The following is a 15,720-nucleotide window of genomic DNA, read 5'->3' as shown; positions in this document are numbered from 1 at the left end:
GAAAATTTTTCATAAAAATAGTGTTTAACTATATAATTGTCGTCTATAGATTATCAATATCTTAGTTACAGTATATGATTTGTTAACATATATAAACTAGTTTAGTTGATTAAAAGCGATATAAAGTGTTTGCAAACCAAACAATATTAATAACCCACCGCTAAACAATCTCACTGCACGTTTTTGAACCCACTGAGCTAAGGTTTTAGCCGCTAATCCGGCAGCAAATAGAGCAGGTAATGTGCCTAAACCAAATGCGAACATAATTAAACCACCCTGTAATGCGCTACCTGATGCAACTGACCAGGTTAGTGTACTGTACACCAGCCCACAGGGTAACCACCCCCAAACCATACCAGCCATAACCGCTTGCAACGGATGTGTAATAGGAATGAATTTACGGGTTAACGGTTGTAAATAGCGCCACAGTATTTTGCCAACTTTTTCAATGTGTACAATTCCAAACCATATCTGAGCAATATAAAGCCCAGTAAAAATCATCATAATACCCGCAAAAATGCGTAAAAAGATTAAATAGCTATCAGCATCGAATAGATGACCAAGGGCAGACACACTGCCTCCTACAATGGCACCTGCCATTGTGTAACTAAAAATACGTCCTAAATTATAACTAAAAAGAAATTTAAGTTGCGTACCTAAACGAGATTGCCCTTGAGAAGGAATATTGGCAGAAAAAGCCCCGATTAAACCGCCACACATTCCAAAACAATGCGCTGCACCCATCAACCCGACAATAAAAGCACCACCAACGTTATATTCGATCACTGGACTTACTCTGCTTTAATATGAGTGGTAGTCGAACCAACGGGTTTAACATTACGGTCGATAGGAGAAGATGTAACATCATTCTCACTCGTAAAAATGTCACTCGTAGAACTATCACTTAGGGAATGTTTAATAGCGGAAGAATTTATGGATGAGTCATCATCAACTTTGGTGTTTGTATTCGCACTGGCACTAGCATTATTGTTTGCAATTGTGTCATCTTCATCGAACAGTATCGACACACTTTGTCTATCCAAGTCATCAAATTGTTCAGATTTTACGGCCCAAAAGAAAATCGAAACTGCAATAATGACAAACAACATCGCAATAGGTATTAATACGTAAATGATACTCATAATTTAATCCTAAGAAGCCGTAAACTGTTACTCACCACAATAAGTGAACTAACAGACATGCCAATAGCTGCAATGTACGGGGCAACATGTCCTGTCACCGCTAATGGCAAAATAACCATGTTATAAGCAAAGGCCCATAACAAATTTTGATGAATAATCTGTTGTGCTTTCTTAGCCACAAAAATAGCATCGTTAAAACGAGATAAATGATCGCCTAATAAAATTAAGTCGGCACTGTTTTTGGCAATAGCACTGCCACTGCCCATAGCAACAGACAAATTGGCTCCTGCTAATACTGGTGCATCATTAATACCATCACCAAACATAGCAACATTAGCATGCTGTTGTAATTGATTTATTAATGCTAACTTACCTTGAGGTGACAAACCTGAATGTACATCCGAAATACCTATCTTTTTCGCTAAAAACTCTACATGTCCTGAATTATCTCCACTCGCAATACTCAGCTTTATGTTAGCGGCTTTTAACGCATTAACCGTTGCTAAACTGTCAGCACGCAACTGGTCTAGCAATTCAATTTTGGCAACCAATTCATTATTAATAGATAAATAAATCCACTGACTTTCTATAGCCTGTGGAGACACAATGTTGAGTGAAGGCACAATGTTGAGTGAAGGCACAACAAACTGTGAAGTTCCAATGCAAACTTGTTGTTGATTAATGCTGGCGCGAATACCTAAACCAATATGGTGGTCAATGTGTTCAACTCTGTGTTGATGATCATAAAAAGGTGAAAAAGCTAACGCAATGGGATGTAATGAACCTTGCTCTATTGCGGCGGCGAGCGAGAGAACTTGTTGAGATGAATATCCGCCAAAGGTTTTCACTTCACCAATCGATAAATGACCACAGGTTAAGGTTCCCGTTTTATCAAATACCACATGATCGATTTTGGGTAGCTTTTCAAAAACACCGGCCTTTCGAGGAATAACACCCAACTTAGTAAAAATAGCTGAAGCACAAGTTACCGCTGTTGGTGTTGCAAGGGCGAGGGCACAAGGACAAGTCGCAACCAGTACTGATAAGGTAATCCAAAAGGCATCATCAGGAGAAATGAATAACCACACCACATATGTTATTGCCGCTATCGATAAAACCGTGCCAGAAAAATAGCGCGCTAAGCGATCGGCCAATAATGCAATGGCGGGTTTATTGTTTGATGCTAACTCTTGCAAACGAATAATTTCAGCAACCAGTTGATCTTGCCCAAGTGCTACAACACGGACCTCAAGTGGTTGTTCAACATTAATGGTGCCAGCATAAACGCTATCAGACACACGTTTGCCAATTGGCATCTGTTCACCCGTCAGCATTGCTTCATTAACACTCGATTGTCCGCTAACGACTTCAGCATCTGCGGCAATTACTTCACCCGGTTTAACTAAAATAATATCGCCAATCTTTAATTGTTTAGCGGCAATTTCAGTAATTTCACCATTGCGACGCAGATGCGCAGTGAGTGGCACCAGCTTATGTAAATTGCTTGAACTTACAGAGGCTTTTTGCCTAGCCGTTTGTTCAAAATAACGTCCCAATAATAAAAAGAAAGTAAACATGGATACTGATTCAAAATACACTTCACCATTGCCCTGAATAGTGGCAATACAACTGGCCACATAAGCACCAAATATAGCAATAGAAACAGATACATCCATATTAAGTTTGCCACTTAATAAACTACGAATTGCACTGAAATAAAATGGCTGTGCAGAATACAGCACGACAGGTGCCGCAAAGATTAAACTCACCCAACGAAAATAGTCCCGAAACTCAACCTCTAGATCGGAAAAATATCCAGTGTATAAGGCAAGGGCAAACATCATTACCTGCATGGTTGCAAAACCAGCAAGGCCTAAACGTAATAAAAACTTGCGACTGTCTGCTTTTGATTGTTTTTCTTGTTCATCAACTTGATAAGGTGCGGCCTGATATCCAACCTTACTGATAATCTGCAGGATTTCACTGAGTTGAATAACCTGACTATCCCAGCTGACTAACGCCCGTTGTGTTGTAGAGTTAACCAAAACATTGCTGATACCAGCAACGGGCTTGAGCTTATGTTCGATTAACCAAGCACACGCTGCACAGGTAATGCCGTCGATAGACAAAGACGTTGAGTCGATATTATCTTGTTTGTGAACAAAATCCTGCTGAACTTCAGGTAAATCATAGGCACTGTATTGTGACAATTGCTCTGGTATTAAACCTGTTTGACGATGACCCGGTTCACTACGGAATTGATAATAACTGCTTAAACCAGCATCCATAATGGCCTGCGAAACCGCTTGGCAACCAGGGCAACACATAGGTTGTGGTTGCCCATTAATCACAGTGGTGAACTTATCACCCGTGAGTACCGGCTCATTGCAATGGAAACAAGATGTCATCTATTTATACCAGCTTAATTAAATATGTCATCACACAGAAACAACATGGATATGGTGTTAATTTAGCCAATATTCAACGTCATCTTTAATATCTATGCGTTGTTGGATACGCCATTTAGCGTCAAATCCTTCAAGACGCACTTCCCAAGGCCCGGTAATCGCATCATCTAAAGGGATGTGATAAACATAATTGGCGTCTGCCGTGGCATTAAGACTGAAATCTTTAGCTTCAATGGTAGGGTGATAAAAACGGACATTAAGCGCCGCACGATATTCAGGGCCACCGTGTTGAGTGATGGTTAACTCTTGATCTGCAACCGTAACCAAAAATTTCATGCCAATTTGTTTAGCATATTTTATCTTACGCAAATCCATGTTAATGGCTTTGCCTTGTTTATAATAATCTTCAGCAACTAATGAATCAGAATTATCCAAAGCAATCTTTAACGTGGCTAAACTGGCAATAACGGCACACATAGGTAAAACAATTAAAAACCAAGGCCAAAACTGTTTATACCAAGGGGGTTCTGTCGACATGATACATCCTAAAATCATTGAAATAATTCGGGGGGTATTTTACCCCGTAATGGCTTAATAATCACTTAAAAAAAAGGCCTCGATAAATTCGAGGCCTTGATGTTACTTATATATAACTATTTGTTTGATAAGCTATAAACATAAGCAGCAACCACATGGACTTTCTCTTCACCAAGAATGTCTTTCCATGCAGGCATAACGCCAGCGCGGCCGTTAGTGATAGATTGTTGAATCACACCACGACTACCGCCATATAACCAAATATTATCAGTTAGGTTAGGTGCACCCATGAACTTGTTACCTTTTGCATCCATACCATGGCATGCAAAACAACCTTTCATAAATGATCCTTGACCTTGGGCAGCTAACGCTTCGTCATGTTCACGTCCAGACAATTTAACCACGTATTCAGCAAGACCTTTAATCTCGCTGTCTTCGATAGGTAAACCACCTTTAGGCGGCATCATACCGTTACGACCATTCATGATTGTGGTTTTAATTGTGGCAAGTTCACCACCATATAACCAATCACTGTCGGTAAGGTTAGGGAAGCCCTTAGAACCACGAGCATCAGAACCATGGCATTGTGAGCAGTTTTGTAAAAACAAACGTCCGCCCACTTTTAATGCTTCAGGATCTTTAACCAGTTCTTCTAATGGTGTCGCTAAATAGGCCGCAAAAATAGGACCGTATTTCTCTTCAGCACGAGCCACTTCGCGGTCATACTGAGATAAACGGTTTTCTGCTTTTGCTGCTTCAAGCGCTGCAGCTGAGTCAGCTTTAATGCCTTTATCAGTACCAATGCTTTGGTTAGAGCTTGTCCAACCAAATAGACCTTTGTAGTTACCAAGGCCAGGATACAGAGCTAAATAGATCACACCGAAAAAGATGGTCAAATAGAACATGTATGCCCACCACTTAGGGAGTGGGTTGTTCAGTTCTTCAATGCCATCAAAACTGTGGCCCATTGATTTACCTTCTTCTACTCCGGTGTAATTATTATTCACCAGTTTTAGAAGGATAAAACAACCAACAATAACCACAATCGTCAGTACAGAAATCCAAATACTCCAAAAGTTACTCATAATCATTACTTCTGATCTCCCGAGTCTTTTGACATTTTTGTAAGTTCATCTTCTGTAAACACTAAGTTTGCCGCTTCGTCAAAATTTGACTTGCTGTGCTTGCTGTATGCCCAGAAAAATATACCTACAAAGGTCACCATAACAACTATGGTTAAAATACCTTGAAAAGTACCGTAATCCATCATTGCCTCCTATTTGAGTGCGTGACCCAAAGATTGCAAATAAGCAATCAGTGCCTGCATTTCTGTTTTGCCTTCAACCGCTTTTTGAGCGCCGGCGACTTCTTCATCAGTGTAAAGATCATTACCTTTATAACCACCTTTATGGAGGTTACGTAGAATAGTCATCTTGTCACCGGTTAGAACGCCGTCTAGTTTATTCTCGGCTAACCAAGGAAAACCAGGCATGTTTGACTGTGGTACAACGTCACGAGGGTTCATTAAATGAACTTCATGCCATCGATCGCTATAACGTCCACCAACACGTGCTAAGTCAGGTCCGGTACGCTTAGAACCCCATTGGAATGGATGATCCCAAACAGATTCACCAGCAACAGAATAATGACCATAACGTTCCGTTTCAGCACGCAAAGGGCGGATCATTTGGCTGTGACAGTTGTAACAACCTTCACGAACATAAATGTCACGACCTTCAATCTGTAACGCTGTATAAGGAATAAGACCTTCAACAGGTTCAGTAGTGTCTTTTTGAAATATCAGTGGGGTAATCTGCACTAAACCACCAAAACTAATGGCGATAACAGTGAAGATAGCAAGCAGACCGACATTTTTTTCAATTAATTCATGATTAAATTTCATCGAATCTGCTCCTTAAGCTTCTGCAATAGCAGGTAATGAATCTTTAGGTGCTTTAACGGTTTTGATAACGTTATAAGCCATAAGGAACATACCAGTTAAGAAGAAACAACCACCAATAAAGCGTACAAAGTAGAATGGATATGAAGCTTCTAAACTCTCAACGAAACTATAAGTTAGTGTTCCATCAGCGTTAACCGCACGCCACATAAGACCTTGCATAACACCAGAAATCCACATACTAACGATATACAACACAGTACCGATAGTCGCTAACCAGAAATGAACGTTAACCAGCTTACTGCTGTACATACGGCCATGACCGAATAATATTGGAATTAAGTGATACAAAGAACCAATAGACACCATTGCAACCCAGCCTAGCGCGCCAGAGTGAACGTGACCAATAGTCCAGTCAGTATAATGAGATAATGCATTGACCGTTTTAATTGCCATCATTGGGCCTTCGAAGGTAGACATACCGTAGAAAGACAATGAAACAACTAAGAAACGCAAAATAGGGTCTGTACGTAGCTTATGCCATGCACCAGACAGGGTCATAATACCGTTAATCATACCGCCCCAAGATGGCGCGAATAAAATTAATGACATTACCATGCCTAATGACTGAGTCCAGTCAGGAAGGGCAGTGTAATGTAAGTGATGAGGACCGGCCCATATGTACAACGCAATCAATGCCCAAAAATGAACAATAGATAAACGGTAAGAATACACTGGACGACCAGCTTGTTTAGGCACGAAGTAATACATCATCCCTAAGAAGCCAGCTGTAAGTAAGAAGCCTACCGCATTATGACCGTACCACCACTGAACCATCGCATCGACTGCACCAGAGTACAGTGAGTAAGACTTAAATAAGCTTACTGGTACTGCCATTGAGTTAACAATATGAAGTACTGCAACAGTAATGATAAAGGCACCAAAGAACCAATTCGCCACATAAATGTGGGAGGTTGTTCGTTTAGCGATTGTGCCAAAAAATACAATTGCATAGCTAACCCAAATAATCGCAATCGCGATATCAATAGGCCATTCTAATTCTGCATATTCTTTACTTTGGGTGATACCCAAAGGTAAAGTGATTGCAGCTGCAATAATAACGGCTTGCCAACCCCAAAAGGTAAATGCGGCCAATTTAGGCGCAAATAGACGGACTTGACAAGTGCGTTGCACAACGTAGTAGGATGTAGCGAAAAGAGCTGATGTTCCGAACGCGAAAATCACCGCATTGGTATGTAAAGGTCGTAAACGACTAAACGTTAACCAAGGTGTGTCGAAGTTCAGTTGCGGCCAGATTAACTGAGCCGCAATAAATACACCCACTGCCATACCAAAGATTCCCCACAAAACTGTGGTTAATGCGAATTGGCGGACAATAGTGTAGTTGTAATCAGCGCCTGTAGACTGGGAATGGTTCATCATAATGCTTCCACGGCTTATTACTTATACTTTTAATATTTAGTAAAGCGGACTTTACCTGTTAGATTAACATATGGCGATAAATCGAGCTGTTTACACCGTTTTTAAGGCCAATAGTCAAGATGTTACCTCGTGTAAATGTTCTCTACCACAAGGCGATGTAATGATACTTGAGCTAAGTCAAAAAAGATACTTCACAACGCGTCTCAAATTTGATTTAGATCAATATCGGGAGGATCATGTTATCAATACAAATAGAAAGGTTAAAATTTGTGCATAAAATAAACAAAATCGTCATTTTTATAATTTCCCTAACGTTTTTAATGGCCTGCAATGGTGATAAAACAGCAGAACAACAAACATTCCCCGTAGACCAAACTTTATGTCAATTTTCAACAGGTGAATGTTACAAAAAAGTAGCCGATATCACTGTCGGTTTAATGATCGATCCCGTCAATACACCAAGTGAAAAACCATTAAATCTTACGTTAACATCTACACAAGCGATCACTAATGTTTCAGTTAGAGTAGAAGGTCGCGATATGTTCATGGGGGTTATACCGGTGTCATTATCCTCTATAACAGACAATGAAATACACGGAAACCTGATTTTTGGTTCATGCAGTAGCAATTATATGGTGTGGCGAGTGTTTGTCTCATTTGACTACCAACAACAACCTAGAACATTAATGTACGACTTTTTAGCCGATAACAATTAAAGATAAAATGGTCATGTAAATGAACACAACAAATTTATTTATGCCTAGCACATAGCGAAATCTCGTCATTTAGCCGTTTAGATAAACGATTAAAATGATTAAATAGGCATAAATATCGATGTTCTGAGTCATTACAAAAATATACACAACCATTACAGGGAGAGCCTAACCAAGTAAAGTAACAATATTTCTGAAGGCTAGGGCAGAGTTTAGATAGATAACGGTACATATTATAGAATTGTACTTTTATAAGCTTAATTCTGCATAGAATAATATTCAAAATCACCATTTACACAATCAAACCATATACCTCTGCAAATACCATCCTCGCAAACATGTCGCTTTAGAGCCTATATTTACGGTTTATTGATACTTTTATCATGATCTAAAACAAAGAAGTGGTGATAACCATTATATTCTAATTGATAATCATTCTCATTAATGTATTATTAACACATAACATATTACCCATTAGGGTAAGTAGGGCATAAGACGATTAAAAGAATTCGACTGATGAACCAACATCGTGTTTACAGATTTCTATTACCGTTGCGATAAAAAGGAGCACATATGAACAGAGTAAATGTGTCAATTGATGCAAATAAAGTGGCGCAATTAATCAAAGCCGGTCATTTATGTGCGGCCGATTTACAATGCTTAGACAAAGCGAGTAAACAAACCATTTGGCAATTATGTTTAATGAGCTGTCAAAAACGCTCAACTTGTCACAATAAGCAATGCCAACAATCATGCATGCCATCAAACGCCATCCAGCAATGCATGCAACAATTAATCACTGATGACGAGATTGCAGAGCCTAGATATGCATATATTCAAAACTCATATGCAAAATGAGCACGATTGATGCCGATAAATAACATTATCGGCATCAGCTAAAAAATAGTACAATAAGGCAATATAATCAATAGCCTATATTTAATCACATGACTAATAAAATGATTGATGAGTTGCCGCCAGTATTGCCACTTTTTGATGCAGCTGAATTTGTGCTGCAAGGTAATGCTCAAATCAATCAATACATTACTAACATATCAATTAAAAAAGTCGCCGATGCAGGGCTTATCATAGAGCATTGCGCCGATTGGTTGTTTGAACAAAAACAGTCTGAAAATAACTATAAAGCCTACCGTAGTGAACTAACCACATATCTACATTGGTGCTTTGATGTTGTGGCATTATCGCCAATCGCGGTGACGCGTAAAGACATCGCCAAGTACATCGATTACTGTCAAACACCGCCAATTGAACTAATCGGTTACTTCAATGTGGCTCAGTTCAAACTCGATAAAGCTACCGGTGATAGAACTCCCAATCCACAATGGCGACCGTTTATAGGTAAAAAACACCTAGGGAAATGTCTACCATATCAACTGAGTGATAATGCGCTGAAGACAAAGGTTGCAATATTATCATCATTCTATGGCTATCTAATAAGTGAGGAATACACCGAACGAAACCCAGCTCAGTTATGGCTTAAACACAGTCGTTTTGCTATTAAACGTAAATTCACCATCGACGAAGACAACAACAACCATGCATTCACTGAACTACAATGGTCATACGTTATCAGTACTGTTGAACAATTAGCGCAAAATCAACCAGAACAACATCAACGCAGTTTGTTTTTAATCACACTATTATATAGCTGCTATTTACGTATATCAGAAATCAGTGCTCGCGCAGGTTATGCACCGATCATGAGTCAGTTCAGACAAGACCCACATTCTGGGATTTGGTATTTCCATGTACCGTTTTCTAAAAGCGGTAAAGCGCGTAATATTGCCATATCAAAAGCTTTGCTTGCAGGCTTAGTCGATTATCGTCGTTATCTACGTCTTAGTGATTTACCTAACATCAATGATCAGCACCCAATATTTGTCCGCCATAAAGCCGCTGCACATGGTCGTGAATCAGGAGTCATCAATGCCAATCTTGGAATTCGGCACATACGAGACGAAATCGACAAGCTCATTAACTTAGCCGCAGACAATGCCGCCAAAGATGGTTTTGAACATGACAGCCAACTTATGCGCAAACTCAGTGCTCATAATATTCGCCATACTGGGATAACGCACGACATCAATATTAACCGTCGACCGTTATCACATGTCCAGGCCGATGCCGGCCATGAAAGTATCGACACCACATCACAATATTTGCACACCACGCAAACTGAACGACATCAAAGTGCATTCAATAAACCACTAAATCATCTTGCTGAGATTAAATAGTTGGCTACCATTGGCCGTAAAAATTGAAAGTATGCAATGATAGTCTCAAATTCAGTACATAGGATTTATCACTTAACATAACTTCCAATGTACGCATGAGTATGCGCACAATGTATATTATGTTAAATAGGGTATTTGTGTAGTGTTACTCAATAGCTTCTTGATCAGTGCCACTTACATTTAGATTTACCGGCACGTTGAGATTTGTCATAGCCTACTGACATAATAATTACTTTCGCACGTTTGAGGATAAACGAACCCTAATTCATTAATGTACATAAACAAATTAGTACACCTTTCCAGAGTAAAAACATCTTTCCCCATTTTTATAAGCGTAATGCATCTAGTGACGTAACTCTTTAACGACACTGAACGGTATCATCCTTTAAGAAAGCCAGCATCGAGATACATCCACGTGGATAAAATCGATAACAAAAATAAGTTATGTAACGTTATTAAAGTTAAGTAAATTATATTTTTATTGGTTTTTTTGTCAGTATATTAAATACCTATGAAGCAATGATGACTACTCATATTTACCTGAATAGAGCGTCATTTCTACCATCCAATAGACATAAAAAGGTTTTTTATGAAAAAGATGATACTTGGGCTTTTTATGTTCATTTCATTAATAGCTGTTTATGCTCATGCCGCAGATCAACTGACGGCCACGATTATTGGCTCTGGTTCTCCTATTTATAATGAAAATCGTGCGAGTGCTAGCACCTTAATCTCAGCCGGAAACACCCATATATTGGTTGATATGGGTAATGGTACTCAAGCTAATTTGTCTAAACTCGGCTTCGATATTCGTGATTTATCAAGCCTATTTATTACTCATCATCATCTTGATCATAATGAAGAGTTTGTTCCCATATTAATTCGCCTGTTATTGGGGAAAAATGACTTCACCATTGTTGGCCCTCCCAATACCAAGAAGCTGACAGAAACAAACTTGGATTTGTATGAAGCTGATATTGCATATCGATTAGGAAAAACTCAAAGAACCCTAGCCGATCGCATCAAGGCTTTTGATGTAACAGATATTCAAGGCGGAGAATCGTTTAAAGTCGGCGATATACAAGTCACTACACTTCAGGTTCCACATACCATTCATACTGTTGCATATCGCTTTGATTACAATGGTCAATCGATTGTCATTACTGGGGATCTTACTTATTCAGAAACACTCCCTACTCTAGCGAGAAATGCTGATTATATGATCATCGACTCTGGCGGAATGGTAATGATTGGTGGACGTAATAAAAACACCAATAAAGGCGCTAAAATCGATAACAAAAATGGTAGTAATAAGAAAACCCGCGCTCATCTTAATTTAAACGACTCAAGTACACTCGCCCAAAAAGCCAATGTTAAAAACCTTGTCTATACCCATTTTACTGCGGGAATAGTGGATGAGGAAGCGAGCTTAAAAGAAATCCGTAAAAATTACAGTGGTAATGTTATTTTCGGTAAAGATTTGATGGTCGTTAATACTGAGGCGAAGCCAAGCCTAACCACAACATCACAAAAGGTAGCAAGCTATTCAATAGTAGACACCGGACAGAGAATATCCTACAACAATAATGCAGTGATATTATTACCTGACAATGCCAATACATTTTTTGGTCAGGATGCTAATTATAGTACTAATCCCCCTTCTTATTCCGACAATAACGATGGCACTATCACCGATAATGTTACCGGTTTAATCTGGCAAAAGCAGATGGGTGAGAAACTTAGCTATGAACAAGCATTACTCAAAATCAACAGCTTTAAGTTAGCAGGTAATGGTGACTGGCGTATTCCTAGCATTAAAGAGCTCTATTCTCTCATTCAATTCTCAGGCAGCGTTAAAGGACAAAAAGCGCTCACCCCGTTTATCGATACTAGTTTCTTCAATCAACCCCTTGGTAATACCAAAGCTGGTGAGCGGGAGATTGATGCTCAAACATGGTCTAATACCGAGTATGTCGGCAAAACAATGAAAAATGATGATACCGTTTTTGGGGTGAATTTTGTTGATGGCCGTATTAAAGGTTACCCAAAGTTTAACCCTCGCACTAAAGATCCTAATAAAATGTACTTTAGGTTTGTTAGGGGCAATGAAGCTTATGGTAAAAACAACTTCGTTGATAATAATGATGGCACCATTACAGATTTAGCGACGGGTTTAACCTGGCAACAAGCAGACAGCAACAAAGGTTTGAATTGGCAAGATGCGCTACAGTACTCAGAAAATTTAACGTTGGCAGGCCAAAGCGATTGGCGTTTACCAGATGCAAAAGAGTTACAAAGCATTGTGGATTACACCCGCTCTCCTGAAACCACTCATTCAGCAGCTATCGACCCAATTTTCTACACATCTTCGATAATCAATGAAGCTGGCGAAAAAGATTATCCTTATTATTGGAGTTCAACCACTCATCTTGATGGGCCTGTACCAGAATCGGGAGCCGTTTATGTGGCCTTTGGTAAAGCTTTAGGCGAAATGAATGGTAACATAATGGATGTTCATGGTGCGGGCTCTCAGCGCAGTGACCCTAAAACGGGTAAACCGATATCGCGTGGGCCACAAGGCGATTATATTAGAGTCGAGAATTATGTGCGCAGTGTAAGAGGTGGCAATGTTGTTTTAGCGGCTCCAATAAATACACAACCTCAGACAGAAAAGGTTAGCGAATATACGACGAGAACAGACAACCAAACTCGATTAACGATTGAAACTCAGAACAATAAAAACAGTACTCAAAGTAATAAATTCATTAATCGATTTGATAAAAATGACGATGGAAAAGTATCGGCTTCTGAGTTTAAAGCCGGCACAAAGCGTTTTAATCATTTTGATAAAAATAAAGATGGTTACATCACGGCAAATGAAGCACCAACAGGGCCCCCTAAAAACACTAAATAGTAGATATATGAATCACTATATCTACTTTGCTTAAGAAAAAGACTGTAGTTACGTGGGCCAATATGTAATTAGGGATCTACAAGTGCAATTTTGATTTTATTTATATAAGCATCAATATACTGTTGATCATAATGAAGTAAACAATATGGAACAAGACAACATAACCACGCGACCTATTAGCCACAATAGATGATGCAGCAGTACCAAAAAGTGAATGTGATTATTGGGATAGCTGCTTAACATACGATGGGTTAATAACCACTTAGGCTGATCTTCCTCCCGAGCTTTGTAAACACTTTTGTTAATGAATGACTTCCTTGCACCAATTTCCCGTTATAATGCCCTACCCGTTATAGACATCATTTTAAGAGATATTGAAAATACTATGGATATCAAAGGAATTTGTATTTCATCAATAGTAGATGATCTCGGCCCCATTTATGTTTACCAAACAAAGAACAGCCGCATTCTAAGCTTTGATGGCAAAATCTATCAAAGTTGTATGAAAACCAATGACATTAATGGATTACATTTGGGTTATACCCAGGCGATGATGGCGGCCTTTCTGTTTATATCCAAAGTAGAAACTGCCACCGTTATGGGTTTAGGTGCCGGCTCCATGGTAAAAAATCTGCTCAGTAGTTTTGCTGATTTGAAAGTACACGCGGTTGAATACCGTGAAGCGGTGGTAAATACCGCAAAAGAATATTTTTACTTACCCGATACTGACCGCTTGTTTATTCATATCGACGATGCCGCTAACTACATTAACAAGACCAAAACTCAAAGCGACATTATTTTTTCAGATCTTTACAGCGCACAAGGCATGGAACCAAAACAAGTACAAACGTCCTATTTGCGGGATTGTAAAAATGCACTAACCGAACAAGGTGTCTTAGTGCTGAATATCTGGCATACGTCTGATGTGTTGCGCGCCGAATTAGATGAATTATTAGCACAAGAATTTGAACATCGCTTATTGAGTTTTGAAGTAGCCAGTGGCAACCGGATTGTACTCGCGTTCAAAAATGACATTCCCTTAATAGAAGAACAGCAACTATTAACGAATGCCAATTTGTTATCGACGGAATTAAACATTCCGATGGAACGTTATGCTCAATTAATTATTGATATACAATCTTAATAACACCAATGAAAATAGAAAAGCCAAATGCCGTTGGCTTTTGGCTAATCTGAAATCAATATCCATTATACATACTAGCTGACTTTTTCGTGGTCCTTGTGATACTGAGTGTTGGTTAACAATTTCACGCTTAACTTCAATGATGAGTATGGACGGTCAGTGTTTTTAATTATTACAAAATGGGACTTATTGCGTTAAATATCCAACCTATCAAAGTAAATGAAACCAGTAAAATAGCAAAAACCATCATTAATAACCGCCATTGCATAACTTGCTTAAGCAAAATAAATTCAGGAAAACTCGCAGCTACCGTAGCCATACAAAATGCCAATGTAGTGCCAATAGGCAAGCCATTCATGATAAGGCTTTCCATAATAGGGATAACACCAGTTGCATTGGAGTATAAAGGAATACCCACTAATACTGCCGCTGGTACAGACCACCACTGACCATCACCTAAATGAGATTCTATCCAACCGTCAGGTACAAAACCGTGCAGTGCCGCCCCTAAGCCAACACCAATAATGACCCACTTCCACACTCGATTAAAAATCTCTATGGTTTCGCTTTTGGCAAAATTATGGCGATCTATTAATGTCATTTTTGCTGGCGTTAACGCTTCGTCTTGAGTTAGTTTCCCTTGCTGTTTTCCCTTTTCTAATGCTTTCGCTGCAAACGATTGTAACCAGCGTTCTGCATGGATAGAATCCAAAAAGGTTCCGGCAAGCATTCCTACAGACATACCAACAAAAATGTAGATAACAGTGAATTTCCATCCCAATAAACTCAGCAGTAATAATACCGCGACTTCGTTTATTAAAGGTGATGTTATGAGGAAAGCCATCGTAATGCCTACGGGGATCCCTGCTGAGGTAAAACCTAAAAAAACCGGAATACTCGAACATGAACAAAAGGGGGTTACAGCACCAAATACTGAGCCCATAAAGTACCCCAAAAATTGGTTTTTCCCAGCTAAGTAGACTCTAACACGTTCAACATTGAGTGACGCCCTAACTAAGGCAATGACATAAATCATAAATAAGAGTAATGCAAAAATCTTAGTGGTATCTTCAATAAAGAAATGCGTTGCATCTGCAAGCTTAGTATTGGGATCTAGATTCAATATCCCAAAGGTTAACCAGGTCGCTAAATCAGAAAAAATTTGCAACATATCTAAACTTCCTTAAATAACGGAAACGAATAATATAAAAATGCTAAAAATAGTTGAATAGGTGGCAGCAATGTTAAGCAAATAGACATTTGG

The 15,720-nt window shown here is 39.1% G+C and carries 13 protein-coding genes and 1 pseudogene; 5 read left to right on the top strand and 9 right to left on the bottom strand.

What is annotated here, in order from left to right:
* Positions 1-96 precede the first annotated feature (96 nt).
* The 8 genes and pseudogenes from FCN25_RS20115 to ccoN all read right to left on the bottom strand — a co-directional run bounded on the left by FCN25_RS20115 (position 97) and on the right by ccoN (position 7,430).
* On the bottom strand, positions 97-786 hold the full coding sequence (locus tag FCN25_RS20115) for a sulfite exporter TauE/SafE family protein (RefSeq protein WP_137227124.1): 690 nt from the start codon (positions 784-786) through the stop codon (positions 97-99).
* Between the two features lie 218 nt (positions 787-1,004).
* A pseudogene (gene ccoS, locus FCN25_RS21210) lies at positions 1,005-1,142 on the bottom strand (cbb3-type cytochrome oxidase assembly protein CcoS); the annotation flags it as partial.
* The gene (locus FCN25_RS20105; RefSeq protein ID WP_137227122.1) at positions 1,139-3,550 is read right to left on the bottom strand and encodes a heavy metal translocating P-type ATPase; all 2,412 of its coding nucleotides are present in this window, start codon (positions 3,548-3,550) and stop codon (positions 1,139-1,141) included. The gene FCN25_RS20105 and the pseudogene ccoS, both read right to left, overlap by 4 nt.
* A 57-nt stretch (positions 3,551-3,607) precedes the next feature.
* Positions 3,608-4,087, bottom strand: a complete 480-nt coding sequence (locus FCN25_RS20100) for a FixH family protein (protein ID WP_137227121.1) — start codon at positions 4,085-4,087, stop codon at positions 3,608-3,610.
* Between the two features lie 116 nt (positions 4,088-4,203).
* A complete protein-coding gene (gene ccoP, locus FCN25_RS20095) occupies positions 4,204-5,172 on the bottom strand; it encodes a cytochrome-c oxidase, cbb3-type subunit III (protein ID WP_137227120.1) in 969 nt (322 codons plus the stop codon).
* 5 nt (positions 5,173-5,177) lie between these two features.
* Positions 5,178-5,354 carry a cbb3-type cytochrome c oxidase subunit 3 gene (locus tag FCN25_RS20090; RefSeq protein ID WP_137227500.1) on the bottom strand — a complete coding sequence of 59 codons (177 nt, stop codon included), beginning with the start codon at positions 5,352-5,354 and terminating at the stop codon, positions 5,178-5,180.
* 9 nt (positions 5,355-5,363) lie between these two features.
* Positions 5,364-5,990: a cytochrome-c oxidase, cbb3-type subunit II gene (ccoO, locus tag FCN25_RS20085; protein ID WP_137227119.1), complete on the bottom strand. Its 627-nt coding sequence runs from the start codon at positions 5,988-5,990 to the stop codon at positions 5,364-5,366.
* Between the two features lie 12 nt (positions 5,991-6,002).
* Positions 6,003-7,430 carry a cytochrome-c oxidase, cbb3-type subunit I gene (gene ccoN, locus FCN25_RS20080; RefSeq protein ID WP_137227118.1) on the bottom strand — a complete coding sequence of 476 codons (1,428 nt, stop codon included), beginning with the start codon at positions 7,428-7,430 and terminating at the stop codon, positions 6,003-6,005.
* 320 nt (positions 7,431-7,750) lie between these two features.
* Between ccoN and FCN25_RS20075 the strand changes: the two genes are divergently transcribed.
* The 5 genes from FCN25_RS20075 (at position 7,751) to FCN25_RS20055 (ending at position 14,456) form a co-directional block, all read left to right on the top strand.
* Positions 7,751-8,146 (top strand): hypothetical protein, encoded by a 396-nt coding sequence (locus FCN25_RS20075; protein WP_240778469.1) that lies wholly within the window; start codon positions 7,751-7,753, stop codon positions 8,144-8,146.
* 570 nt (positions 8,147-8,716) lie between these two features.
* Positions 8,717-9,001, top strand: a complete 285-nt coding sequence (locus FCN25_RS20070) for a hypothetical protein (protein ID WP_137227116.1) — start codon at positions 8,717-8,719, stop codon at positions 8,999-9,001.
* Between the two features lie 89 nt (positions 9,002-9,090).
* Positions 9,091-10,398: a site-specific integrase gene (locus FCN25_RS20065; RefSeq protein WP_175405911.1), complete on the top strand. Its 1,308-nt coding sequence runs from the start codon at positions 9,091-9,093 to the stop codon at positions 10,396-10,398.
* Between the two features lie 589 nt (positions 10,399-10,987).
* Entirely contained in the window at positions 10,988-13,312 is a 2,325-nt protein-coding gene (locus tag FCN25_RS21025; RefSeq protein WP_217495323.1) for a DUF1566 domain-containing protein, read from the top strand.
* Between the two features lie 385 nt (positions 13,313-13,697).
* Positions 13,698-14,456: a spermidine synthase gene (locus FCN25_RS20055; protein WP_137227115.1), complete on the top strand. Its 759-nt coding sequence runs from the start codon at positions 13,698-13,700 to the stop codon at positions 14,454-14,456.
* A 172-nt stretch (positions 14,457-14,628) separates the two neighbouring features.
* On the opposite strand, the gene FCN25_RS20050 is transcribed toward FCN25_RS20055, so the two are convergent.
* The gene (locus FCN25_RS20050) at positions 14,629-15,627 is read right to left on the bottom strand and encodes a permease (RefSeq protein WP_137227114.1); all 999 of its coding nucleotides are present in this window, start codon (positions 15,625-15,627) and stop codon (positions 14,629-14,631) included.
* Positions 15,628-15,720: the final 93 nt, after the last annotated feature.

The organism is Shewanella sp. MEBiC00475 (genome assembly GCF_005234075.1).
In the GTDB taxonomy this organism is placed as follows: Bacteria; Pseudomonadota; Gammaproteobacteria; order Enterobacterales; family Shewanellaceae; genus Shewanella; species Shewanella polaris.
Note: the sequence above shows the minus strand (reverse complement) of the source record. Positions and strands in the feature narration are given on the sequence as shown.